The organism is Diplocloster hominis, assembly GCF_032380655.1.
Classification (GTDB): domain Bacteria; phylum Bacillota; class Clostridia; order Lachnospirales; family Lachnospiraceae; genus Diplocloster; species Diplocloster hominis.
In genome coordinates, this window is the sequence record NZ_JAWDIY010000001.1 from 80,919 (window position 1) to 105,547 (window position 24,629).

General features: G+C 49.9%; 21 protein-coding genes. 2 read left to right on the forward strand and 19 right to left on the reverse strand.

All coding sequences use genetic code 11. The features are described from left to right. Positions 1-65: 65 nt before the first annotated feature. The 7 genes from ABC831_RS00330 to rpsL all read right to left on the reverse strand — a co-directional run bounded on the left by ABC831_RS00330 (position 66) and on the right by rpsL (position 8,524). A complete protein-coding gene (locus tag ABC831_RS00330; protein ID WP_343246304.1) occupies positions 66-1,358 on the reverse strand; it encodes a C4-dicarboxylate ABC transporter in 1,293 nt (430 codons plus the stop codon). 51 nt (positions 1,359-1,409) lie between these two features. Next, positions 1,410-2,327 (reverse strand): ROK family protein, encoded by a 918-nt coding sequence (locus tag ABC831_RS00335; RefSeq protein ID WP_343246305.1) that lies wholly within the window; start codon positions 2,325-2,327, stop codon positions 1,410-1,412. A gap of 397 nt (positions 2,328-2,724) precedes the next feature. Next, a complete protein-coding gene (locus tag ABC831_RS00340; protein WP_343246306.1) occupies positions 2,725-3,564 on the reverse strand; it encodes a hypothetical protein in 840 nt (279 codons plus the stop codon). Positions 3,565-3,875: 311 nt separating this feature from the next. Further along, on the reverse strand, positions 3,876-5,069 hold the full coding sequence (gene tuf, locus ABC831_RS00345; protein WP_343246307.1) for an elongation factor Tu: 1,194 nt from the start codon (positions 5,067-5,069) through the stop codon (positions 3,876-3,878). A gap of 141 nt (positions 5,070-5,210) precedes the next feature. Next, the gene (fusA, locus tag ABC831_RS00350; RefSeq protein WP_343246308.1) at positions 5,211-7,328 is read right to left on the reverse strand and encodes an elongation factor G; all 2,118 of its coding nucleotides are present in this window, start codon (positions 7,326-7,328) and stop codon (positions 5,211-5,213) included. 110 nt (positions 7,329-7,438) lie between these two features. Next, positions 7,439-7,909, reverse strand: coding sequence for a 30S ribosomal protein S7 (gene rpsG / locus ABC831_RS00355; RefSeq protein ID WP_238727421.1), 471 nt, complete (start codon positions 7,907-7,909; stop codon positions 7,439-7,441). A 192-nt stretch (positions 7,910-8,101) separates the two neighbouring features. Continuing rightward, on the reverse strand, positions 8,102-8,524 hold the full coding sequence (gene rpsL, locus ABC831_RS00360; RefSeq protein ID WP_343246309.1) for a 30S ribosomal protein S12: 423 nt from the start codon (positions 8,522-8,524) through the stop codon (positions 8,102-8,104). 689 nt (positions 8,525-9,213) lie between these two features. Between rpsL and ABC831_RS00365 the strand changes: the two genes are divergently transcribed. Further along, positions 9,214-9,432 (forward strand): hypothetical protein, encoded by a 219-nt coding sequence (locus ABC831_RS00365; protein WP_343246310.1) that lies wholly within the window; start codon positions 9,214-9,216, stop codon positions 9,430-9,432. A gap of 37 nt (positions 9,433-9,469) precedes the next feature. On the opposite strand, the gene ABC831_RS00370 is transcribed toward ABC831_RS00365, so the two are convergent. From ABC831_RS00370 to ABC831_RS00380, 3 genes are read right to left on the reverse strand one after another with little or no spacing between them, the layout of a single operon-like run. Continuing rightward, positions 9,470-9,631 carry a hypothetical protein gene (locus ABC831_RS00370; protein WP_343246311.1) on the reverse strand — a complete coding sequence of 54 codons (162 nt, stop codon included), beginning with the start codon at positions 9,629-9,631 and terminating at the stop codon, positions 9,470-9,472. Next, positions 9,628-11,442: a DUF6320 domain-containing protein gene (locus ABC831_RS00375; RefSeq protein WP_343246312.1), complete on the reverse strand. Its 1,815-nt coding sequence runs from the start codon at positions 11,440-11,442 to the stop codon at positions 9,628-9,630. The genes ABC831_RS00370 and ABC831_RS00375 overlap by 4 nt, the downstream gene beginning before the upstream one ends. A 6-nt stretch (positions 11,443-11,448) precedes the next feature. Further along, positions 11,449-12,375 carry an alpha/beta hydrolase gene (locus tag ABC831_RS00380; RefSeq protein ID WP_343246313.1) on the reverse strand — a complete coding sequence of 309 codons (927 nt, stop codon included), beginning with the start codon at positions 12,373-12,375 and terminating at the stop codon, positions 11,449-11,451. Positions 12,376-12,688: 313 nt separating this feature from the next. Between ABC831_RS00380 and ABC831_RS00385 the strand changes: the two genes are divergently transcribed. Next, a complete protein-coding gene (locus ABC831_RS00385; RefSeq protein ID WP_343246314.1) occupies positions 12,689-14,719 on the forward strand; it encodes an oxidoreductase in 2,031 nt (676 codons plus the stop codon). A 257-nt stretch (positions 14,720-14,976) separates the two neighbouring features. On the opposite strand, the gene ABC831_RS00390 is transcribed toward ABC831_RS00385, so the two are convergent. The 9 genes from ABC831_RS00390 to ABC831_RS00430 all read right to left on the reverse strand — a co-directional run bounded on the left by ABC831_RS00390 (position 14,977) and on the right by ABC831_RS00430 (position 24,443). Next, complete coding sequence (locus tag ABC831_RS00390; protein WP_343246315.1) at positions 14,977-15,870, reverse strand: dihydrodipicolinate synthase family protein; 894 nt, start codon at positions 15,868-15,870, stop codon at positions 14,977-14,979. A gap of 42 nt (positions 15,871-15,912) precedes the next feature. Beyond that, the gene (locus ABC831_RS00395) at positions 15,913-16,596 is read right to left on the reverse strand and encodes an N-acyl homoserine lactonase family protein (protein ID WP_343246316.1); all 684 of its coding nucleotides are present in this window, start codon (positions 16,594-16,596) and stop codon (positions 15,913-15,915) included. Between the two features lie 12 nt (positions 16,597-16,608). Beyond that, positions 16,609-17,784: a mandelate racemase/muconate lactonizing enzyme family protein gene (locus tag ABC831_RS00400; protein ID WP_343246317.1), complete on the reverse strand. Its 1,176-nt coding sequence runs from the start codon at positions 17,782-17,784 to the stop codon at positions 16,609-16,611. A gap of 97 nt (positions 17,785-17,881) precedes the next feature. Next, the gene (locus ABC831_RS00405) at positions 17,882-18,850 is read right to left on the reverse strand and encodes a Gfo/Idh/MocA family protein (RefSeq protein ID WP_343246318.1); all 969 of its coding nucleotides are present in this window, start codon (positions 18,848-18,850) and stop codon (positions 17,882-17,884) included. Next, positions 18,840-19,877, reverse strand: coding sequence for a Gfo/Idh/MocA family protein (locus tag ABC831_RS00410; protein ID WP_343246319.1), 1,038 nt, complete (start codon positions 19,875-19,877; stop codon positions 18,840-18,842). Before ABC831_RS00410 ends, ABC831_RS00405 begins: the two co-directional genes overlap by 11 nt. Before the next feature lie 440 nt (positions 19,878-20,317). Next, positions 20,318-21,121 (reverse strand): carbohydrate ABC transporter permease, encoded by an 804-nt coding sequence (locus ABC831_RS00415; RefSeq protein ID WP_343246320.1) that lies wholly within the window; start codon positions 21,119-21,121, stop codon positions 20,318-20,320. Between the two features lie 46 nt (positions 21,122-21,167). Next, positions 21,168-22,043, reverse strand: coding sequence for a carbohydrate ABC transporter permease (locus ABC831_RS00420; RefSeq protein WP_343246321.1), 876 nt, complete (start codon positions 22,041-22,043; stop codon positions 21,168-21,170). A gap of 67 nt (positions 22,044-22,110) precedes the next feature. Continuing rightward, positions 22,111-23,511, reverse strand: coding sequence for an ABC transporter substrate-binding protein (locus ABC831_RS00425; protein ID WP_343246322.1), 1,401 nt, complete (start codon positions 23,509-23,511; stop codon positions 22,111-22,113). Continuing rightward, positions 23,508-24,443 carry a dihydrodipicolinate synthase family protein gene (locus tag ABC831_RS00430; RefSeq protein WP_343246323.1) on the reverse strand — a complete coding sequence of 312 codons (936 nt, stop codon included), beginning with the start codon at positions 24,441-24,443 and terminating at the stop codon, positions 23,508-23,510. The genes ABC831_RS00425 and ABC831_RS00430 overlap by 4 nt, the downstream gene beginning before the upstream one ends. Positions 24,444-24,629 lie beyond the last annotated feature (186 nt).

Below are 24,629 nucleotides of genomic sequence, written 5' to 3' on the forward strand. Positions count from 1 at the left end.
CTAATCCTCCATTTTCAAATGGAAGAGCAATGCTGCGTTCCGATTGCCCTTCCATCTCCCATCATTTAGAAATACATAACACCGGCCACAATCAATCCGACTATGGCTGCCACCCATACATACGGCAGCGTCTTACGCAGAATATCATTTACATCCGTTCCGGTAGCCGCGGCGGTCCACACATTGTGTGTATTCGTGGGATCGCAGATGCCCTGCAGCTGTCCCGTAGACATCAGAGCAGCCATCAAAGCCATGCCGGACAATTTTCCGGTAGCCATCATCACAGCACCGATTCCAAGCCCAAGTCCCCACACATTCAGAGGCCCGCGGTACAGTGCTAACGGCGCCAGAATGGCGAAGAAGATCACATACACAAATGCGTTCGAAGGCAGTATCGCCGCCAGTGCCGGCCCGATATGGGCAGTCACTCTGGCGTCCATCACCACCATGAGCAGCATGCCGATCCCGATAATCAGGAAAATGGCTCCTGCGGAATCCGCGATACCTTGGGTAACGGATTTGGTCAGTTCTTTCATGGTATCCCTGTTGATCGTGGTGATCATACAGTAAATAATCGCTGTCACAAACCCGGCAATAATATCAATCTTGAATCCCAATACCATAACCAGCGGTATAAGGGGTGTCAGCATAGCGAGAATGTTAACCTTACGCGCGGGAGCTTCTTCCGGCTGTGCGGGAGCTGCCCACGCAAGTTTCTTTTTCCCGAACAGTTTCCCGTCAAACTTGGTCTGGATCACCACAAACAGAATTCCCATGATGACAAAGATCACACCCAGCGGCCAGGCAAAATTACGGATCTCATCCGCGCTCAGTCCGAACGCGTCGATATACAGGCCCCAGTTAGCCATATTGAAAATGCCGCCGGTGCTAAGGGCCAGCAGTAAGATGCATCCTGCACCCAGGGAACTGATTCCAACGGATGTCATAATCGGCAGTACGATGGTTCCGATCATAATTACGGAGCCCAAACCGCCCAGTGTGGTGAACAGAACGCTTAACACCAGGAAAAAGGAAATTCCCAGTACCAGGGGCCGGTCACCGGCCAGTTCGGATACCTTGCGTACCAATGCCTGTGCAATCCCCACATTTTTTACATACTGTGCCAGGATCGCGCCGAATATCAGCATCATCATGGCAGAGCCCAGACGAACAGGGCCGTTTACAAACAGCAGTGTAATGATCCCGGGTTCTTCAGCACTGACATCCATAAACGGGATGCCCGAGACCAGGGCGATCAGGAACGCCATCAGCGGCAAAGCAAACAGGGCAGACAGCTTTTTGGTGTACATAAGCGCACACATAGCTACAAAAATGACAATAATCAACGCAGTAATCATAAAAACCCTCCTCTTTTAGATGAATACAGTTTTTAGCATTTATACATTACATCAGAGCATAAAATAGATCGACTGGAACCATTCCTTCTGTGCCACTGCCGCCATTCCAACCGGGATCGTGTCTTCTGTCTCCGGAAAACAGACGACTTTCTCGGGTATGGCCTGTGCCAGTTTCAGCAGCTCTATTTTACGTTCCTCTGTTCGGTATCCAATAAAAACCTTCGACAAATCCAGAAAATGAACCAGCGTCTCCGCTGACCGTATCAAATTTTCCGGCTCCTTCATTCTGCCTGTATAATTCCGGTGCCCCCGGCAGATCTGCCCGTCAAGTACAAGTGCCACCTTCTGTGCCACGGATTCATAGCAGCACAGATAGTTATTGAGCCCGCAGGCCCTGCCCATGACTCCCTCCCGGACAGCGGCGCCGTTGACCCGGTGATCCAGATATGTAAAAATCAGAAACTGTCGTTCAATGATCTCTTTTAGATGGACGTAATGCCAGTTACATACGTCGCAATGGCGTATCACCTGCTCTTTGTGGTCGATCTGGGCGTCCAGGCCGATACCGATCCCCAATACATGCGTGCATCCGGCTATGGTCTGTTCCAGTGCTCCGGTCAGAAGATCAATCACCGGCTGAGACCCATCCATCTCCCAGCTGTACCGCTGCAGGATATTATTCTCGCAGTCCGTTACCACCAGGGTCAGTTCTCCCTCTTTGATATCCACACCGATGAATTCCCCGTAATCCTTATTCAGACGGTAAATCGTAGAGCGTCTTCCGCCTATGGAATCCTCCATCCCCGCGCATACCAACAGGTTCAGCTTCAGCAGGCTGTTCACGGTGGATGATACGGTAGAGTTGCTAAGCCCCGTCCACTGTACTAGTTCCGCTTTTGTAGCCTTCTGTTTCGAAAACAGACATACCAATATGTTCGTCAGGTTTTTAATCTTTAACTGGTCCAGCATACGTTATCATCTCCGGTAGGAACTTTTTACGAAGCTCGTAAAAAGTATTTGTGAATTGATTATAACATTGTGGAAAAGCATCTGTCAATATCCTCTCCGCTAAAAAATTACCTATGTTAAAAAATTATACAGGTTAGAAACGTGGGCTGACAGGAACATCGTAAAAGGGGCTGCCGGGAAATGAATGAGTCATACCTGATATGGAACAGGATTGCGTTTCACATCAATAGCTGGTATGCAAACTCTAATTTCCCAACAGCCCCTTACATGCATTTTCAATGTAACTTCTGTAGTGATAGTTCCCATCAATTAATCACGAACCGTACTCTCTTGGATAAAGCAGCTTCACGTCAGCAGCATTTCTATACCTGCTACCTCAATTTTATTAGCCTCAGGTTTATTTCTTTTCTGCATCTGGCACAAAAGGGGTTGCCCCATAAGCAGTGAGTACTCCATAATACCTTGATACCACGCCGCCATCATTAGTAAACTTTCCAACATCTTCCATTCCATACCTTAAAAGAAAGTAATCTAAATCATGAAGGATTTTATAAATCGCATTGGCATACTCCATTTCGTGAGTTTCTGCCGCAATCCTTGTCAGATCAATCAACTGCTGAAGGTCTGCAATGAGCTTTTCGTTATGAACCGACTCCTGCATATCTTGAACCAGGTTTATGAAATTAGCTGCGTCAAATCTGTTGTATTCGATTACCGGCTCTCCATATTTTTCGTTGAATTCACGTTCAGAAATACCCTCATTCTCCATAATCGTTTTCATCTCAGAATAACTGCCGTCATAGGACCAGCCTATTTGTATGTCACCCTTTTGATCAAAATAATTCCAATACAAGCTATCTTTATCTGACAGCTTATCAAAAATGTTATCATTCAAATACGCAGATTCTAACCGGAGGTTCGCAACCTTAATATTTTCAGTCAGCCTCTCAATCTCCTCATCGGACATTCCTTCTAATACCGTTTCCCGCATAGCAAGAACTTCCTCTTTTGAAGGACCATGAAGTTCTGCAGTATCATCCATTTCCATGTCATCTTCCACATTATTCTCTGATCCATTCCCCTGATTTGTAATTTGTTGCTGTGTTTCTAGCGGTTGTTGTTTTGTTTCTACCGGTTGCTCTTTTGTTTCTGGCGGTTGCTCTTTTGTGCTGCAGGCAGAAAGTGTCAAACATACAACTAAAATAGAAACATAAGTAGCTATGGTTATCTTCTTCATTTATCTGCTCCTGTTATTCTCTGTTTAGTAAGAAATAGGCATCTATTATCCCGACAGTTTTCTATCAATTACACTGATTATACCACTGCCTTTACCACTTATCCACCACTATTTAACAGACACTACTATCGCCATACCGCTGTTCTCTGCCGTTTTTAACCCCATCTGTCTTACGTTTCTACTTCATATCGTTCCTATTTGTGCCGGCAGGCAAGTTTAATAATAATGCCAACCACGTCAAAAAAACCGCAACCCCCTGGTTTCCCAAGGAATTGCGGTGCTTATTTTACTATCTGGCTCTAAATCAATGATTACTCGATGATCGTAGCAACACGGCCGGAACCAACGGTACGTCCGCCTTCACGGATAGCGAAGGTTAAACCTTGCTCCATAGCGATCGGGTGGATCAGCTCGATGCTCATCTCTACGTTATCGCCAGGCATACACATCTCTACGCCTTCCGGAAGATTTACAACACCGGTAACGTCAGTTGTTCTGAAGTAGAACTGAGGTCTGTAGTTGTTGAAGAAAGGAGTATGACGTCCACCTTCATCTTTGGTCAGAACGTAAACCTGAGCGGTAAATTTCTTATGGCATTTTACAGAGCCGGGTTTTGCAAGAACCTGTCCTCTTTCGATTTCAGTTCTCTGAACACCACGAAGCAGTGCGCCAATGTTATCACCAGCCTGGCCTTCGTCCAGTAATTTACGGAACATCTCGATACCGGTTACAACAGTCTTTCTGGACTCTTCTTTGATACCGATGATTTCAACTTCCTCATTTACATGCAGAATACCACGCTCTACTCTACCAGTTGCAACAGTACCACGGCCGGTAATCGTAAATACGTCCTCTACAGGCATCAGGAAAGGTTTGTCAGTGTCACGCTGAGGATCGGGAACCCAGGAGTCAACAGCTTCCATTAACTCAAGGATCTTATCTCCCCATGAGCTGGAGGGATCTTCCAGAGCTTTCAGAGCGGAACCCTGAATAACAGGTGTGTCATCGCCAGGGAACTCATACTCGCTTAACAGATCTCTGATTTCCATCTCTACTAATTCAAGCAGTTCTTCGTCGTCTACCATGTCACATTTGTTCATGAATACAACGATGTAAGGAACGCCTACCTGACGGGACAGAAGGATATGCTCTTTCGTCTGAGCCATTACACCATCGGTAGCAGCTACAACCAGGATAGCGCCGTCCATCTGAGCAGCACCGGTGATCATGTTCTTAACGTAGTCAGCATGTCCGGGGCAGTCAACGTGAGCGTAGTGTCTGTTGGGGGTCTCATACTCAACGTGAGCGGTAGAGATCGTGATTCCTCTTTCTCTCTCTTCAGGAGCTTTATCGATATTCTCGAAAGCTACCTCTTCGCCGGTACCATATCTTGCATGAAGAGTTTTGGTAATAGCAGCGGTCAGAGTAGTTTTACCATGGTCTACGTGACCGATGGTACCGATATTACAATGCGGTTTGGATCTTTCAAATTTAGCTTTAGCCATTTTAAAACGTCCTCCTTATAAATATCTTGCCTCACGGGCTTATTTTTACTGGTTTTTGGATACTAATCGGCTATTTTTGATTATATTTCATAACGGAAATAAATTCAAGCCTAATTTACTAAATTATGGGCTGATTTCGTCTTATTTATTCTTATCAGCGATAATCTTTTCCTGTACGGACTTCGGCACCTGCTCATAGTTGTTGAAGAACATGGAGTAGTTACCACGGCCCTGTGTTTTGGAACGAAGATCGGTAGCGTAACCGAACATTTCGGAAAGCGGTACATATGCTTTGATCAGCTCGGAACCGTTGATGTTATCCATACCTTCGATACGGCCACGGCGGGAGTTGATATCACCGATTACATCGCCCATATAGTCTTCCGGCGTGGTTACTTCCACTTTCATGATCGGCTCTAACAGTACCGGATTTCCTTTTGACATAGCGTCCTTGAACGCAAGGGAACCGGCGATGTGGAATGCCATCTCACTGGAGTCGACCTCATGGTAAGAACCGTCGTATACGGTAGCTTTGATACCAAGAACGGGATACCCGCCCAGGATACCTGCTTTCGCAGCTTCCTCGATACCTTCGCCGACAGCCGGGATGTATTCCTTCGGAATCGCACCGCCGACAACCGCGGACTCGAAGATGAATGTGGTTTCCGCATTGGCATCCATCGGCTCGAAACGAACCTTACAATGTCCATACTGTCCACGTCCACCGGACTGTTTCGCATATTTGCTGTCCACTTCCACGGACTTAGTAAAGGTTTCCTTATACGCAACCTGAGGAGCGCCTACGTTTGCCTCTACTTTGAACTCCCGCAGAAGTCTGTCTACGATAATTTCCAGATGCAGCTCGCCCATACCTTCGATAATGGTCTGGCCGGTCTCATGATTCGTATGCGTCCGGAAGGTGGGATCTTCTTCCGCCAGCTTCGCCAGCGCTTCCCCCATCTTGCCCTGACCTGCTTTGGTCTTAGGCTCGATCGCAACGGAGATAACCGGTTCCGGGAACTCCATGGACTCTAAGATAACCGGGTGCTGCTCATCGCAGATCGTATCACCCGTCGTGGTCAGTTTGAAACCAACCGCAGCGGCGATGTCACCGGAGTATACCTTATCCAGTTCCTGTCTCTTGTTCGCATGCATCTGCAGGATACGGCCCACACGCTCTTTTTTGCCTTTGGTCGCATTCAATACGTAAGAACCGGAGTTCATGGTACCGGAGTACACACGGAAGAATGCAAGTTTACCAACGAACGGGTCAGCCATGATTTTAAATGCCAGAGCGGAGAAAGGCTCTTCATCGGAAGAATGTCTCTCCACCTCGTTACCGTCCAGATCCGTTCCGGTAATGGAAGGGATGTCGATAGGTGAGGGCATATATTCAAGAACAGCATCCAGAAGCTTCTGGACACCTTTGTTCCGGTATGCGGTACCGCAGCAGACAGGAATAATTTCACAGGAGCAGGTAGCTTTACGAAGAGCCGCTTTTAATGCCTCCGCAGAAGGTTCTTCTCCTTCCAGATATTCCATCATCAGTTCATCGTCCGTCTCACAGATCTTTTCGATCAGGTCGGTGCGATATTCCTGAGCCTGTGCCTGCATATCTTCCGGAATGGCTTCGATACTGATATCTTCGCCCTTGTCATCATTATAGATATATGCCTGCATTTCAAACAGATCGATAATGCCTTTGAATTCATCTTCCTTGCCGATCGGCAGCTGAAGCGGAACCGCATTTTTACCCAATCTGGTCTTAATCATATCTACAGCATTGTAGAAGTCTGCACCCATGATATCCATCTTATTGATAAATGCCATACGGGGTACATTGTATTTGTCAGCCTGACGCCATACATTCTCGGACTGAGGCTCAACGCCTCCCTTTGCACAGAAGACGCCAACCGCACCATCCAGTACACGCAGGGAACGTTCTACCTCAACGGTAAAGTCCACGTGTCCGGGAGTATCAATAATGTTGATACGATGCTCAAGAGCACCCGGCATAGGTTTGTTTTCTTTCTGTAATGTCCAGTGACATGTGGTGGCGGCTGAAGTGATGGTGATACCTCTTTCCTGTTCCTGCTCCATCCAGTCCATGGTAGCAGTACCCTCATGAGTGTCACCAATCTTGTAATTCACACCGGTATAATATAGAATACGCTCGGTCAATGTGGTTTTACCCGCATCGATATGCGCCATAATACCGATATTTCTGGTTCTCTCTAACGGATATTCTCTTCCAGCCAAGGGATTTTCCTCCTTAAATCTAGTGCTGCAAACCTGCCCTCCCGGGCAGATCCGCAGACGCAAGAGCAAAAAGCAGACTTTTTACTCTGAATATACAATCCGGCAACAGATTAGAAGCGATAGTGAGCGAATGCTTTGTTCGCCTCTGCCATCTTGTGCATATCTTCTTTCTTCTTCACGGATGCGCCTGTGTTGTTGGCTGCGTCCATGAGCTCATTTGCCAGTCTGTCTTCCATTGTCTTCTCGCCTCTGTTGCGGGAATACAATACTAACCAGCGAAGAGCCAGGGCCTGACGTCTGTCGGGACGAACTTCGATCGGTACCTGATAGGTAGCGCCGCCGATACGTCTCGCTTTTACTTCCAGTACAGGCATGATATTTGTCATAGCCTCTTCGAATACTTCGATCGCCGGTTTCCCGGTTTTCTCAGCTACTTTGTCAAATGCTCCGTATACAATCTTCTGAGCAACACCTTTTTTACCATCCAGCATAACGTTGTTGATTAATTTGGTGACTACTTTGTTATTGTACAACGGATCTGCTAATACATCTCTTTTCTGAGTATGTCCTTTACGTGGCACGTTACTTCCCTCCTTAACATTTGCCGCCTTTTTCCGGCAGCTTCTTTTCGGTTAATTCATCGGTACTCACATGTGTCGTTCTATGGACTTAATGTGTTCGTGCGGTAATTCATGATGTTATCTGATGCATATTGAAAACAGGGATGAAACACCTACACTAACCATAGTTCTGTTTGTGATACTCAACAAGAATTATTTCTTGGCGTCTTTGGGTCTCTTAGCGCCGTACTTGGAACGGGCCTGCCGTCTGTTGGCAACACCGGCGGTATCCAGGGTACCTCTGACGATATGGTATCTGGTACCAGGTAAGTCCTTCACCCTTCCACCACGAATCAGAACAACGCTATGCTCCTGAAGGTTATGGCCTTCACCGGGGATATAGCTGGTCACTTCGATTCCGTTGGAAAGACGAACTCTGGCGATCTTACGAAGAGCGGAGTTCGGCTTCTTAGGGGTTGCGGTCTTCACTGCGGTGCAAACACCTCTCTTCTGGGGAGAAGACATATCCGTAGATCTTTTGTGCAGAGAGTTGAATCCTTTCTGCAGAGCCGGAGCTGTGGATTTCTTTACAGATGTTTGACGTCCCTTTCTTACTAACTGGTTAAATGTGGGCATTTCTTTCACCTCCTGATAGTGGATTTCCCAAACTTTTTTGTGTATGCCAAATATAATGCATCTGCATGCACGCTAAATAATTATAATGGGTGGGTGCTTATCTGTCAAGCTGTTTTTTTATTTTTTCCATTTTATTATCTATTGGGACGGGAAAAAGGGGCAGGGGTTGTGGGGACGGCCTGGGACGGATTTGGCGCGGCGGTGTGTGGGATCTGGCCGCTCATGGGCCCGGGGAGCATCGTCCGTGTCCCGGGGCTGTGGGCTTGCGTCGGCAGCTGCTAAATAAAAACGGGCCGACAGGTCCAGGAACCGGGGCCATTCGCCAGGAACGCATAATGCGTTCCCGGCTCAGAGCCCCTTGCGTGTCGGCGTGGAACGCCGCCCCGCATCCTGAACCTGCCGGCCCGTTTTTATTAAGCATCTGCACGACCGCCCAATGCCCCGGGACACGGACGATGCTCCCCGGGCCCATGAGCGGCCAGATCCCACACACCGCCGCGCCAAATCCGTCCCAGGCCGTCCCCACAACCCCTGCCCCTTTTTCCCCTGCGTTAGTAATGCGGGATTTGTAATGTGTCTGGACTAAAACTCCTGCACAACAGGATGTTCGAAGCCGAATTAAAGATTTTCTGCATCTTAGCTGCAAACCACCCTGGCTCTTATTAGAGTAGCGAGCGGAGGCGGCGGGGATGTTCCCACAGACGGCTGGTCTGCCGGAGGCATTGGCGGCCCTGGCAAACGGCAACAGCTGTTCCTGTGCTGCAGGGATCATTGGCCGTGTGCCGGGGCATTGGGCGGCCGAGCTGCTGCTTAATATAAACGGACCGGCGGGGTCAGGATGCGGGGCGGCGTTCCACGCCGACACGCAAGGGGCTCTGAACCGGGAACGCATCATGCGTTCCTGGTGAATAGCCCCGGTTCCTGACCCCGCCGGTCTGTTTTTATTTAGCAGCTGCCGGCGCAAGCCCACAGCCCCGGCACACGGCCAATGATCCCTGCAGCACAGGAACAGCTGTTGCCGTTTGCCAGGGCCGCCAATGTCTCCGGCAGACAGCCGTCTGTGGGAACATCCCCGCCGCCTCCGCTCCCTTCAAGTCCGAATCTCAAATATGCAGCTTCTTCCCCAGCTCAGAGAAAAAGTCCCGTCCATTGAAGATAACCAGCCCAGCCAGGCTCAACAGGCAAATACCGGAACAGATCACAGATGGATAGCGCACATCAGCCACACCGGTCAGCAGGAGGATTACAGGGACAAGCCCATAGAGGGCGTTTATGACATAGTAGATCATGTAGTCTTTGGGTTTCAGGCGCTGGACACAGGTGATGGTGATCATGGAAGCCAGGATCAGGACACACATGCCCGGGAGGACGTAGTCCACGGACCAGCCGTTCCACCCGGTGCACAGGTCCCAGATCAGACAGCCGATGGTTATGATAAAAAGCTGCCAGAGTGAGTTTTTCAGCAGGTTACGGCGTTTGAAAAAGGCGACTGCCAGCGCCAGCCACATGCTGAATGCCCCGGCCACGGCAAAGAGGGACCAATATAGGCGCGGGGTTACGATCATGTTTATCATGACTGTGATGACTGCGGCGGAGATGCTGCCAAAGGTGAACCACTGGAAGAAACGCTTTCCCACAAGCTTTTCTTTTTGGCGGGGCGGGAAATCGGGTTCCGGGAACTCACTTGCGATTCCGTGCTCCTTCAGGATACGGAAGAAGTTCCTCTCGATGTTCCGGCTCTCGAAACGGGATGTGAAAGTGAGCGCCAGCTGGTCCTGGAAGGAACACATGCATAATTCCATGGTGGGTGTGCTGGTGAAAACTCCGAATCGCCTGATGTACGGGATATATTGGTCGGGCATGGACACTACGCTCATGTTGGAGAATACTGCTGTTACGTCTTTTCCTGAGAAACGGGCGCCCAGCTTCATGCCGAAGTTTTTGATCTCCAGAGGCAGGATTCTAAGGATCGGATTGCGTTCCAGCCCCATCAGTTCGTTCATCCGGACAGCTACCTGGTCTTTGGTCAATTCATGGGAAAAATACTGTTTTACTTCCTGAACTACATCCCCGAAGGCAAAACGGCCTGATTCGAACCGGTAATTGGGTTCGATCCAGCCAAAGAAGTTCAGCATGGAGTCGGAGGGGAAGAACTTTCTTAAGTTCAGGGGCACCATCAGTGCTACGGGTTTGCGCTCCTGGAACCGGTTCATCTCCTCGTGGATCGCACACAGATAGACCGCAGTCAGGTAAACCGTGATGGAGACGTTGTATTCCCTGGCTTTGGACAGCACTTCTTTGACCGACAGGGTGGCCTCCGTGATCTGGAGCCCGCCGTCCCGGGTACCGGGGCCGTGCAGCTGGAATGCTTTCACTTTCCTGGTTTTCTTTTTGTCATTCGGACTATAGTATTTTGAGAAGCTGTCGTCTTCCAGATCCTGTACGGTGATGGATGAATCGGTTAATGGTTCATCGGTAAGGCCTTCTGAGGCGTGGGCTTCGATCAGATAGTTTTTGACCAGCTCGCGGATGAACTGGGTGGCGCCGGTCCCGTCGGTCAGCGCGTGGAACACTTCAAAATTGATCCTCTTCTTATAATAAGTAACTTCGAATAACAGACCTTTCTTGTCATGAATGTATAGGTTACTGCAGGGCGGCTTGCTCTCCTGTTTTACTGCCGGCCGTATGGAGCTCTCCTCCAGATAATACCAGAAGAATCCTTTGCGCAGTACAGAGAGGAATACCGGATATTTTTCTATCGTGGTATCCAAAGCCTTTTGAAGGGCTTCGGGTTTTACGTCCTGGTGAAGCTCACAGTAGAAGCGGAATACACGGGTATCCCGTTTGCCGCTGGTCGCCGGAAAGATCTTGGCCGCATTGTCTAATTTCCGCCAATAAGCTCTCTTTGTGTGAAACACGTTTCTTTATTCCTCCTTCAAAAAACGATTGATCACCTGAAAACTCTCCTGTACGTGATAGTACTTGATTCCAAGTGCGAAGAAACCGTGCAGCGCGTCCTTTACCTGATATACGCTTACCTGGTTTCCCGCCTTTTCAAGTCGTCTCCCGTATTCTTCCCCCTCGTCTCTGAGCGGATCGTATTCCGCCGTCAATATCAGGGTCCGCGGCTGCCGGCTCAGATCTTCTTCGCACAGGGGGGCGAAATAGGGATTCTGCCGGTCTGCGGGACTGCCCTGATATAATTCCAGATATTGTTCCATCTTCTTCGCTGTCAAAAGATAACTCTGCCCATTTTCCTGTACGGAGGCATATGGGCTTTGATCCGTGTAGTCATTGTTTAAGGCAGGATATATGAGGATCTGACGGGCAGGTGTAAATTCTTCCCGGTCTCTGGCCATCAGGCTCACCGCAGCACACAGGTTGCCGCCGGCACTGTCCCCCGCCAAAGTGATCCGGCCGGGGTCGATCTCCATGATCTGCTGAGTGTACAGAGCCTTAGCGGCCGCATAGCAGTCCTGAAGCCCCGTGGGAAACCTGTGCTCCGGGGCCAGCCGGTATTCCACCGACATGACTACGTGGTCCGTGTCCTGCGCCATACGGGCGCACACCCGGTCATAATTTTCCACGCTCTCGGTCACCCAGCCTCCGCCGTGAAAGAATAACAGCACCGGCTTACCCTTGCCTCCGGTTTCCAGGCTCTTCTCATCCGGCATGTAAAAACGGACCGGTATCTCGTGTCCCTCATTATAAATCTTCCCATTATATTTCTTATAAAACAGTTTCATTGGATCCAGAGACTTCAGATTCGCAAATTGCCGGGACGACTCTACTTCGATATCCCCGTAGGACAGTGCTTTCAGTACAACCCTCATCGCTTTATTTATCGCCATCCAACAGCCTCATCTTCCTCCGGGTCTATCCCCGCGCTTCTTATTATATTGATTTGATTTTTCTGATTCTTTTCCATTCATTTTCTGTTGCGTATCATTTATTTTATTTATCATAGCACATGCTCCGTTTATATACAAGAAACGGGCCAAACAGAATAAGCAGCTAAAAAAAATATACCTCAAAGTGAACGTTGCTAATTCATCAGCCCGGCGATATAATAAATATATATAGGAGATAGGATTTAGGAGGGTGGAAATGGTTAGCCTGCATACATAGAATCGACTAAAATAACTGCAGGCGGAAAGGGGTTTTATGACTAATTTTCACCATCTGTTTTCACCGTTAACTGTTAACGGACTGGAACTCAAAAACCGTATACTCATGCCGGCGTTCCATATGAAATACGCGGACCACGGTTATGCCACCGACCGGTTGAAGGAGTTCTATTATGAGAGGGCAAAGGGTGGCGCTGCGATGATCCTGGTCGGTGGTATGCGGATTGACGATCTGGGCGGCGACATCGGTCTGGACAGCCTGAGCGATGATTCTTTTATCGAGGGCTACCAGGAGCTGGTCGAGGGTATTCACGAAAGAGGAGCGAAAGTCGGGGCACAGCTCTATCATTCGGGGCGGTATATGCGAAGCGGTTCTATGCCGGACCATCTTCCCGGGCTGTCCGCATCATCGACCTTCTCAAGCTTCAGCCGTGAGACCAGCAGGGAAATGAGTCTGGAAGATATCCGGCTCACTCAGCAAAAATGGGCTGAAGCAGCCATCAGAGCAAAAAAAGCCGGCTTCGACGCGGTGGAGATTATCGCCTGCACCGGTTATCTGATCTGTCAGTTCTTATCTGAGATTACAAATAAGCGGACGGACGAATATGGAGGAAGCCTTGAAAACCGTTGTCGTTTTGGACAGGAGGTGGTACAGGCAGTCCGCAGGGCGGTAGGACCTGATTTCCCTATTTTCATGCGGATTACCGGAAATGATTTCATGCCGGGCGGCGCAGGCTTTGCGGAGACAGTAGCTTTCGCAAAGGCTGTGGAGGAGGCCGGTGTAGATCTTCTGAATGTGACCGGCGGCTGGCACGAGACGCAGATTCCGCAGATTACCGGGGACGTGCCTCCGGCGACTTATACATATCTGGCGCATCAGATCAAGCAGGCGGTACAGATTCCGGTGTCGGCTTCTAACCGGATCAACGATCCTTACGTGGCAGAGGAAGTTCTGGCTCTGGGCAAAAGCGATATGGTCAGTATGGCCAGAGCCCTGCTGGCGGACCCCCAGTGGCCCAACAAGGTAAAAGAGGGCAGGCTAGGTGAGATCCGCAAGTGTATGGGCTGCAATCAGGGATGTCTGGCCAACTCCTTCTTCGATAAGCCCGGCGAATGCCTGGTAAATGGAAAAGCCGGACGGGAGTATCTCTTCCGGGATAAACCCGCACCGGAAAAAATAAAACGGATTCTGGTGGTCGGCGGAGGCCCGGGAGGCGCAGAAGCGGCAGTGAATCTGGCGCAGCGGGGCCATCAGGTGACCCTCTGGGAGAAGAACAAAAGGATCGGCGGACAGCTGCCGCTTGTGGCGGCTCCCTCCAGCAAGAAAGATTTTATGGAATTGATCGGATATTACGAGAACATGCTCGCAAAATCCGGTGTGGAAGTTGTCTGTAATAAAGAAGCGGATGCCGCGGAGGTGGCGGCCGGCGGTTTTGATGTGGTGATCACCGCTACCGGTGTGATTCCCAAGACGATGCCGCTGCCAGGCGATGACGGTTCGGTTCCTGTATATACGGCACATCAGATTCTGGCAAGGGAAGTCATCCCCGGAAAGAACGTCGTCATTATCGGCGGAGGTACCGTAGGCTGCGAAACCGCCCATGTGCTGGCGGAAGCCGGAACGCTTACCCCGGAGCAGTATCATTTCCTGTGTATCCATCACGCGGAAAACCGGGAATTCCTGGATGGCCTGATGAATCACAGTCTGCGGAATATCTCCATCGTGGAGATACTTCCCAAGATCGGCAAAGGCTTTGATCCGGGCACCGCATGGCCGCTGCTTCAGGGTCTGGACCGGATGGGCGTTAAGAAATACGCGAACACAAAGGTCTTGTCCGTGAAAGACAAGGTGGTTACTGTAGAGCGCACGGCAAAAGACGGTACCGTAAGCGTAATTGAGATTCCCTGCGACATGATTATCCTGGCAGTCGGCGCCGTACCCAACGACAAGCTGTATCACGAGCTGGAGGGCAAAGTCCCCGAGCTGTATAACCTGGGCGACAGCTCCGGCATCGGAAAGGTGCTGACGGCAGTACGGGACGCGGTGGATCTGGCTTACTCTATTTAGAGCGGGCATTGCCTGTTCATATGGGATTCACCTTTTAGGTGGTTCTGAATGTAAAATAACGGCGCCTGTCCCCGGATGTTGACTGGAATAGTTCAGCATCCGGGGTAGCAGGCGCTTTTTTTCCTCTAACAGACCGGCTTTCGGGGACAGGCCCCTTTCTCCGCGCAGCTGCTGTTCGGGCGAACGTTACTGCCGAAAGATGCCAGTCCCCTCTCCAATGGGCGTGCATGGTATCGTATTCAGAAAAGATTACCCGTTTAGTTAAGTTCTCTCACCAATTGGCTGAGTATATGGACAGTGTATTGATCCGGATAGTTGTTAGGTTCTCTGCAGACGGCATTAGGAAGCAAGCCTCTGTCCCTCAGTATAATTTTTTCCATGGCTACGAATTGTTCAATATCCCGCAGCATGAAGTGGACGAACGGCAGGAATTTCTTAAACAATTGATAAGAGGTTTCCGACTCTCCTGCTATATACATGTCGTATATTTCCCGGAATCTCCGGACCATGGACAGGCCGGGCATAACCGCACATGCCCCCCTTGTGAGGGCCTCGTACATGCATTCCCCTCCGTTGCCTACGACGATGTGATAGTTCCCTTTTGTGGCGTTCTGAAAGGAGGTAATCAAAGGACCTGTGGGTGATGCCTCCAGCTTTACATATAGCTCGGGTATATTTCCAGACTCCATAATCTCACGGAAGGTTTCCTGAGCGATCGTCATTCCGGTCAGGGCGGGGGCATACTGGATCATCGCAGGTATCCTTACACTTTTGCATACACGTACCAGATGCCGGGCAATCATGGGGCCGCTTGGCGCAGCAAAGGACGGGGGCATAATATTGATGGCGTCGGCCCCGTGTTCCTGATAATAGGATGCTTCCCGCTCGGCCAACAGGGTTGCGTGTTCTGATACCGTGACAAGGATGGGAATACGTCTTTGATTTACTTCAACCGCTGCGTTCAGAAGCTCTTTCTTTTCCTCATTGGTCAGTTTATAGAATTCCGCCCCTGCCGCAAACAGGCACAGCGCGTTAGCTCCTTCTTCTATCCCGTGTTCAACAAGTTTCTGAAATACTTCGATGTCTGCCTTTTCCCCGTTTTCAGAGAATGGCGTGGGAATGACAGGTATGATTCCTTTCAATAATGGCATGGTTTTCCCTCCGGTTCACATTGATGAAAATTCATCAGAATATTATTCATGGCTGGGATAAATAGCCGAATAGGCTCTGCTGTTAACATAGTCCAGGGCTTTTGCCGCATCGTCCTGATTTACTGCCAGGCCTACCGGTATATTCCGGGTGATATTTTTCATAGTCATGATAACATCTCCCGGAATCAGGGCCGGACCCCGTTCGGTGTCCGTCTCGATCATCTGGGATCCCGGAGTGTGGCCCTTGCATAGATGCACTCGTATTCCCGGTACTGGTTCCTGGTCCCCCTCCAACAGAATCAGCCTGGATAAAGCTTCGCGGAATTCTGTGAGGAACTGGGGCGGGTAAGCGTCAGGATCACGGGCTGCTTCATATTCCCTCTCCTGACAGTATAGAACGGCATTGGGGAACAGGCTTATATTGCCGGCATGGTCCCAGTGCAGATGGGTGAAAAAAACGCCCTTTACCATATCCGGGATAACGCCGTGCTGCTTCAGAAGCTCCGGAAGTGGTTTTACCCGGTTTACTTCTAACTGCATCCGTCGGGAACAGAATACCGGGTCTGTAAAGCTGGTGTCTACCAGGTACTGGTCATTTCCCTGCTGTAACAGATATATATAGGAAGGAACGTATCCTGTGATCTGGGGGGACCCGCCTTTGTACTTGATATCATCCCGGACCATCCCGAACTCTCCTGCTTTGATTGGCGTGATCTGATAAGCCATTGCATTTCCTCCTTAGAAAATGGGAATGAACTCTCCTTTGTTCACAGCGTCCTCGTCGTTGTAAGGATATTTCTCTATGGTTTCTTCCCGCAGTTCTACGCCCAGCCCCGGAAGATCCTGAATCAGCTCTACATAGCCGTCTTTGTATACGATGGGTTTCAGGAGCAATTCCTCCCGCAGCGGATTCAGTGTCTGGTCGTGTTCCATCACGAAGGCGTTAGGGGTGGAGGCCAGGAAGTGCATGTTCGCCATGAAGCCCACACCGCTTCCAAATATGTGAGGGGCGCAGCGCATATGGCAGGCGGAAGCGATGGCCGCGATCCGCTTACACTCAGAGATTCCCCCGGAACGGGTGACATCGGGCTGGATCATGTCTACCGCATGGCGGGTGATCAGCGGGTAATACCCGTAGCGCACGAATTCATTTTCCCCTGCTGCGATGGGTATACTGGTGGCTGCCGTCAGACGTTCAAAGCCTTCGATGTCATCGGGATGGAGCGGTTCTTCCAGCCAGAAGAGGTCGCAGCCTTCCAGTTTCTTACATACCCGGAACGCTGTGTCATAGGTCCAGGGGAAATTCGTGTAACATTGGCCGGCATCAACCAGCATAGCCGGTTTGCTGCCCACTCTGGAGCGCAGTTCCTGTATCAGTTCGATGTCTTCTGAGGGGTCTTCGCTTCCAATCCGCACTTTAAAACCGAAGTAGCCGCGCTGTATATAATCTTTGGCTTCCGCTGCCAGATCGTCGATGGATTTTGCCATCCCCCCGCTTGCGTATACTTTGAATTTTTCCCGGTATTTGCCGCCGATCAGATCGTAAACCGGCCGGTTCAGTATTTTCCCCATGATATCGTACAGGGCGATGTCGATACCGCTGATGACCGTGGCGATCACCCCACGGCGCCCATAATGGGCGGATTGGATGTACATTTTCTGCCAGATTTTTTCGATGTTAAAAGGATCTTCTCCCAATAACATGGGTTTGAAACGATAGTCGATCATTTTCTCTATGGCCCGCGGCAGATAGGCGGATTCCCCGATTTCTCCGAGTCCTGTGATTTTATCATCTACGGTTACCCGTACCAGCACACAGTTGCGCTGTAAAGTGGCGCCTCCGGACCATTTCCATTTTTCATCCTGTTCATATCGGTAGGATAGCAGAATCGTTTCTACATTGGTTATTTTCATGCCTGATTTCCTCCATGCGTGCGTATTCCCGCACATATCAGTATAGGTAAACGCTCTAATTATTACCGCTGTTTTTTCATCATATATAATGTCACTCTCATAAAACCTGTACGACCTGCTCCGTGTCCGCCGCCTGTAGTATCAGGTTATGCAGCCTGCAGACCCAGCCTGCGTCCCGGATCGTGGATAATGGCTGTTCCCCGCCGAGAATGCAGTGATTGACAAAATGATCCATCTGAGCATCAAACATCTCCTGATAGAACACCTGGTCGTAGCTCTCTCCCACGTTGCGGACATAATCCCGTCTGGAAAAATGCATGGAGCCCTGTGTTCCCAACATTTTTACTTTGAATGTCCAGGGATCTGAAGTGTGATCCTCCGCAGCCCAGGATAACATGATCTGTGCCAGGCAGCCCCCATCATATTTCAGGTTCACGATGATCTGCGGACCGCCGGTTTCCACCACAGACCGGTCGAATCCGGACCGGAACGCGCTGACTGACTTGGGCACTCCCAAAAACGCCAGAGATAAATAGATCTGATGACACAGAACATCGACCTCCGGACCGTCGTATTTTTGAAATAATTCCGGCGCCATGTAATAGGTTTCCGACAGATAAAGATAGGCCGGTGTTCCGATTCCTCCCTGTTGCACTTCCCGCCGGATTCTGGAAAGCTCCGTCAGGTACAGGTAACTGTGTCCCGGCATGCAGACCACATTGTTTTCATCAGCTGCCTGTTCCATACCTTCGATTTCCCCGGCTTCAAAGCTGACCGGCTTTTCCACCAGCACATGTTTGCCTGCTTCCAGTGCGGCTTTCGCGTATTCGCAGTGTTTCTCCCAGGGAGTCAGGACCAGCAGCGCGTCGATCTCAGGACTGGTACAGATGTCTTTCGTATCCAGAAGCGTAAGCCCGTACTTTTCACAGAAGGCCGCTGCCTTCCGGCCTCCGGCGGCAGCAGTGAGAACCGCGTTAGGAGTCTTTTGTATGGCCTCCACGTGGTTTTCTGCGACTCTGCCGCAGCCTACGATCCCGATTCGGACTGTCTTATTTTCATTCTCCATAGATAACCTCCTCTAATCTTCCGCTCTCTAAGGCTTTCACGACACTCCATGTGATCTCGCAGGCCCTGGCTCCGTCTTCCAGACCGATCAGAGGGGTTTTGTCTTTCTTCAGGCAATCGATAAAATGCTCGTTCAGCCGTTTTACACCGCCCGCTATGGCAGAATGCCACATGACGTCTTTGTGGGTCATGCTCCTGGTAAACATACCGGGGTTGTTTTCCACACCCCGTTCACTCTGAATGGTCATAAAATTTTTGAACTCATCCAGATAAATGCTGCCAATACTCCCCATAATCTCGAACCGCTTATCCGTAGCCGCGTCCTCCGGAAGCCAGCCGTTCATATCGATGCACGCGATGGCTCCGCCGTTTAAATATGCCACACAGGCAAAGCTGTCCTCAAAGTTGGCGTGTTCATTGTTGTGCGCTACGGCTGCTACCCGTTCGACCTCACGGCCTGTCATATAACGGACGGTATCCCACAGATGAACACTGGATTCCAGAATCAGGCCTCCTCCTTTTGATTTGTCGAATACCCAGGCACCGTGGGTATTTGCATGTTTTTTCATACAGAACCGGAAATTCCCTCTCATGAATATAATATCTCCTATGGCTCCGCTGCCAATCTCCGCCATGGCTTCCTGCGTCGCCACGGAAAACCGTTCCGGAAAATCGATGATGATTTTCTTCGGGTAATCCTTCGTAAGCCTCCTCAAATCATTAACTTCTTCCGCAGTCAATGCCAGCGGCTTCTCACACAGCATATTCTTCTGCGCCTTAATCACATCCTTTGCGATCTCATAATGGAACATCTGAGGCGTAACAATATAAACCGTATCCACCTCCGGGTCCTCCAAAAGCTTTCTATGATCTGTATAAGCTCTCGCATGATATTCAGCAGCCACTTCATGAGCCGCCTCTTCATTCTTATCGCACACCGCGCAGACAACACAATCATCGATCTCCTTCAGATAACCAGCATGCAGTCTGCCCATCCATCCCAATCCGATAATACCAATATGTACCATAAAATCCTCCCTATCCAAATATAAAAACTTTAATAAACCCACAACAGCCACAGCTCCATAAACACCCTTACAGTTACAGCATACAACTCAACTCCCTTACCCATCCGAACATGGAAAACGGCCTTATAAAAAGCAGGGATGAGAGGGGATGGGCGCGCCCTTTCGGAAGCGGGCGGCTGATCTCGTGTGGCCGAATCACTTGAGGCCGGTCCTTAGAGTGACTTACGCAGGAGGCTGGAGAACCTCGCAAGGCCTGGAACACTGTCCGAGCCGTTATTTGGCGAGTTTGTTCCGGGCCTTTCCAATAAGAGGTTCTCCAGACTCCGGAGTTAGTCACTCTTAGGCCCGACCGAAGTGATTCGGCCACACGAGATCAGCCGCCCGCTTCCGAAAGGGCGCGCCCATCCCCTCTCATCCCGGCCCTTCCTCTCCACTCCCCGTTACTCCTTAACAGCCCCCATAGTAAAGCCCTGCACCAGATACTTTTCCAGATAGGTGAACAGGATCAGCCCCGGAAGGCAGGCGATCACCGATCCGGCCATAATCTGTCCCCAGTCCACGCTTCCATGCTGCCCCTGCATCAATGCGATCCCCACCGTCAGGGTACGCATTCCTTCCGTTCTGGCGAATGTCATAGCGTATAAATATTCCTGCCAGGAAAGTACAAACGCGAACATGGCCACGGTAACGATTCCGGGGGCCGCTAACGGCATGACGATTTTAAAGAGAATCCCGAGTCTGCTGCACCCATCGATCCGGGCGGATTCTTCCAGGGAAACCGGAATCGTGTCAAAGTATCCTTTGATCATCCAGCTGCAGAACGGCATCGCAAATGTCGTATAAGCGATCACCATGGACAGGTGGGTATCCAGAAGTCCCAGGCTGTTCATGATCATATACAGCGGAATCAGCAGCAGCATGGACGGGAACATCTGTACCACGATCAGCATAGCAGAGAAAAATGTCTTACCCCGGAAAGAAAACCGGGAAATTCCATAACCGGTAAACATGGCCACGATCAACGCGATTCCCATGGTAAAACCGGAGACAATCAGGCTGTTCAGAAAATAATCAGTAAAGTACCTGCGCTGCCAGATCGACAGGTAATTGCTGAAGCTTAAGTCTCTCGGAAGCCATTTGGGAATGGAGGAGAAGACTTCATCCGGCTGTTTAAAGGAGGTGGAAATCATCCATAAAAACGGCAGGATTAATATTAAGGTAACAATCAGAACGAAAAGAGTCATGCCCCTTTTCTTCCATTTTCTCTTTGAAGCCCTGCTCATTTTATCCTCACCCCTTTAATAATTTTCTTACATAGATAATGCACGGAACGATCATGACCAGCATCATAATGATCGCCGCCGTAGATGCGTAGCTGGTCTGGAATGTCTGCATAAACAGCCGGTAGATATAGACCGGCAGGGACAGTGTCGCTTCACCCGGCCCTCCTTTGGTCACCACCTGAATGATATCCAGCTGGTTGAAGTTCCAGATGGAGGTCAGGATCGCCACGATCGTTGCGATGTTCTTAATCATGGGCAGTGTGACAAACCGGAAACTCTGCCAGTGGTTCGCTCCATCCACCTCTGCGGCCTCATACAGATCCTTCGGGATCGCCTGAAGACCGGCCAGCAGGGTAATCGCTACGAACGGGATACTCTTCCAGGTAATGATCATGATGACAGAGACCGCGGATAACGTCTGGTCCGACAGCCACGGCAGATTGTTCTGGATAAGCCCCATTGATTTCAGCAGATAGTTCATCATCCCGTAGGATTCATTCAGGAACCATTTCCAGATAATTCCGGCGATGGCGTTGGGAATGACCCAGGGAACCAGTACCAGACAGCGGAAAAACTTTTTGCAGAATATTTCTTTATTTAAAATTGTTGCGAAAAACAGCCCCAATACCATTTCGAATACCAGAATGATCAATGTCCAGACAACGGACCGACCCAGCGCGTGGGTAAACATCGGATCTTTCAACAGCGCCGTATAGTTGCTGATTCCCACGAATTTTACGGGAGCCAGCGACAGCAGGTTTTCATTGTAGAAACTGTCTTTCACCCCCTCCAATACCGGATAGATCAAAACAACCAGAATCAGGACGGCGCAAGGCAGCAAAAACAAATAGGGTGTTATTTTATTTTTTGTTTTTGGTTTCATATCCAAAACCTCCAAATTACTCCGCCGGCCAAAGCCGGCGGAGGCTCTCTATACCGCATAGGATTCTTTATTCCCCATGCAGGAGTTTTAGCTGGTTATCCAGATTCTTAAGGCCGTCTTCCACGCTGACATCGCCCATAATCATCTGCTGTACCGTGGATCTTCCATACATGCTGGCCAGGGTCTCCCACTGCGGATCCAGCGGCGGGGTATAACAGTCATAGACTTCATCCAGGAACGGCTGCAAGTACTCGTTGTAGTGGTCTCTCGCATAATCCACGAAATCTTCGGTGTACAGCATACCCCCTGAAGCGTTGCAGAAGGAACCTGCGATCGTCAGCCCTTCATCCCTGGTGCTGGCGGTGTTATAGAAGTATTCCAGGAACTCCCAGGTCTCCTGTTTATGCTCTGATGCTTCCATAATATTAAATGTATTCGGATGTCCGCGGTATGCCGCCCGCTCGGGGCCGTCAAATAATACGGCAGTTCCCCATTTTCCATCCAGATCCGGACCTTTTTCCGCTACGGAGCCGGTAACCCATGCGCCGTTGTGCATCATAGCCACTTCGCCTTCCACGAACATATTGCAGACTGCCTCCCAGTCGCTGTCCACCACGCTCTTGGGGGATACCCCGTATTTCTGTACCAGATCTACCATGATCTGTGTCCCCTGCTTTGCCGCGTCGTCCGAAAGTTTTGACTGCCATTGTCCGTTTGCATAGCTGGAAATATCGGCTCCGCACATCTGCATGAAATTTACCCAGTAGTCCGTCGCGTTCTCCGCCTGTACAGGCCAGCCGTAACCATACTGATCGATCTTACCGTCGCCGTCCGTATCCTTAGTCAGCGCTTTCGCACATTCCAGGAATTCATCCCAGGTCTTGGGCGGCTTCTCAGGATCCAGACCGGCTTCCTCAAACAGGTCTTTCCGATAGAACAGGGCCCAGTTACACCCCTCCTGCGGCAGCCCGTCGATCTTGCCCTCTTCCGTAGTCACCATCTGTATCGCGCTGGGAAGCATACTGTCCAGCAGCTCCTGGGGTACCAGATCGGTCATGTCCGCCAGGGCGCCGATCCCCCGGAACTGGGCCAGCATACTGGGATTACACATGATCAGATCCGGAGCGGTTCCGCCGGCAATGGATGTCATCAGCTGTGAGGGAGCGTCGGTCCAGCTGGTCCGGGTCTCCACGATCTTAATATTCGGATGTTCTTTCTCAAAACCTGCGATGGCTTCTTCCAGAATATCCAGCATTCCTTCTACCCAGGTGGTATGGAAAAATTGAATTTCCACAACTTCACCGGAAGTACTGTCGGCCGGCGCCTCTGTCCCTGTTCCTGCAGCGTCCGCTGCCGGCGGTGTCACTGCGGACGCATCCCCCGCCTTCTCCCCGCCGGAGTTTCCGCAGCCGATCAGACATCCTGCCAGCATCGCTGCGATCAACCATACACTCAATAACTTTTTCATACAAAAGACCTCCTTCTTTCTATTTCCTTTGGTTGTATGTACCTTAATGTGTTACGAACTGCTGCTTCCCAGCGATCATATTCCTCGCCCTGCAAACCGTGAAAACTTCGCTGAGGAGTCCCCATCGGAATTCCCAGTACTCCGGATAAAGCTCTGTAATTTTCCGGAAAACTAATATGGTCCAGCAGCCGGACTAACCGGATCAGCTGCATCTGTATTTCTCCTGCCTTCTTCATCTCGTTTTCTTCAAACAGCCTGAGGATCGAGAAATCCGTGTCCAGCATCCAGACCAGGGCAGACATGCATCCATGCCCTCCCACAGTGAGGCTTGGCAGAAATGTAGAATCCTGGCCGGTGAATATGGCAAATTCCGGCCGGCGCTCCTGCGCCATACTCACCGCTTTGGTAAAATACAGCATATCGCCGCTGCTGTCCTTCATTCCCACGATATTCTCAAGTTCCAGAAGCCTGGGTAAGATGGAAAGCGGAATTCCAGGGGAGCAAAACGGGATATTGTACAGCATAAGCTTTAATCCCGTGGGTGCTCTGGCTGATATGTTCCGGTAGAAGTCATAGATGTCATCCGGTTTTTGAGGATAATAATAGGGGGGACAGATAATCGCGTAGGTATAACCGATATCCGCCAGGTATATCAGCCGTTCCATTACCTGGTGTTCGTTGGCTCCTCCCGCTCCTCCGATTAATACTTTCTCTTTACTTACACACTCCTTTCCCAATTGATACACTCTTTTCGCCTGATCGAGTTCCAGATAGATAAATTCGCTGGTCGAGCCGCACAGAAGCAATCCTGCCGCATTGGTCGTATTGCAGTACAGAAACTCCTGTCTCAGAAGCTTTTCGTCCAGCGTGCCGTCCTCCCGGAATGGGGTCATGACCACTCCATAATTTCCTTTCGGAACAAGCTTCTCCATATATTGTTCCTCTCTTCCTGTTCATATATATGAACTATATATTTATTTATGTATTATGTTTATATATAATTTAACCGAATTTTTATGCTAAGTCAATATGTATATATTTCTCAAATTGCAGATCATTTTTTATGCATATTTTACATATTTAATAGAACTAATGAAATATTTTACATAATCAACCAG

Excerpts from the sequence above, each read along its gene's own strand:
- ABC831_RS00380 (WP_343246313.1), bottom strand. The coding sequence starts at position 12,375 with ATGGCGATAAATAAAGCGATGAGGGTTGTACTGAAAGCACTGTCCTAC.
- ABC831_RS00395 (WP_343246316.1), bottom strand. The coding sequence starts at position 16,596 with ATGGCTTATCAGATCACGCCAATCAAAGCAGGAGAGTTCGGGATGGTC.
- ABC831_RS00400 (WP_343246317.1), bottom strand. The coding sequence starts at position 17,784 with ATGAAAATAACCAATGTAGAAACGATTCTGCTATCCTACCGATATGAA.
- ABC831_RS00420 (WP_343246321.1), bottom strand. The coding sequence starts at position 22,043 with ATGAAACCAAAAACAAAAAATAAAATAACACCCTATTTGTTTTTGCTG.
- ABC831_RS00365 (WP_343246310.1), top strand. The coding sequence starts at position 9,214 with ATGTTCCCACAGACGGCTGGTCTGCCGGAGGCATTGGCGGCCCTGGCA.
- ABC831_RS00425 (WP_343246322.1), bottom strand. The coding sequence starts at position 23,511 with ATGAAAAAGTTATTGAGTGTATGGTTGATCGCAGCGATGCTGGCAGGA.
- ABC831_RS00330 (WP_343246304.1), bottom strand. The coding sequence starts at position 1,358 with ATGATTACTGCGTTGATTATTGTCATTTTTGTAGCTATGTGTGCGCTT.
- ABC831_RS00405 (WP_343246318.1), bottom strand. The coding sequence starts at position 18,850 with ATGGAGAATGAAAATAAGACAGTCCGAATCGGGATCGTAGGCTGCGGC.
- ABC831_RS00385 (WP_343246314.1), top strand. The coding sequence starts at position 12,689 with ATGACTAATTTTCACCATCTGTTTTCACCGTTAACTGTTAACGGACTG.
- ABC831_RS00335 (WP_343246305.1), bottom strand. The coding sequence starts at position 2,327 with ATGCTGGACCAGTTAAAGATTAAAAACCTGACGAACATATTGGTATGT.
- ABC831_RS00390 (WP_343246315.1), bottom strand. The coding sequence starts at position 15,870 with ATGCCATTATTGAAAGGAATCATACCTGTCATTCCCACGCCATTCTCT.
- rpsL (WP_343246309.1), bottom strand. The coding sequence starts at position 8,524 with ATGCCCACATTTAACCAGTTAGTAAGAAAGGGACGTCAAACATCTGTA.
- tuf (WP_343246307.1), bottom strand. The coding sequence starts at position 5,069 with ATGGCTAAAGCTAAATTTGAAAGATCCAAACCGCATTGTAATATCGGT.
- ABC831_RS00410 (WP_343246319.1), bottom strand. The coding sequence starts at position 19,877 with ATGGTACATATTGGTATTATCGGATTGGGATGGATGGGCAGACTGCAT.
- ABC831_RS00340 (WP_343246306.1), bottom strand. The coding sequence starts at position 3,564 with ATGAAGAAGATAACCATAGCTACTTATGTTTCTATTTTAGTTGTATGT.
- ABC831_RS00430 (WP_343246323.1), bottom strand. The coding sequence starts at position 24,443 with ATGGAGAAGCTTGTTCCGAAAGGAAATTATGGAGTGGTCATGACCCCA.
- ABC831_RS00415 (WP_343246320.1), bottom strand. The coding sequence starts at position 21,121 with ATGACTCTTTTCGTTCTGATTGTTACCTTAATATTAATCCTGCCGTTT.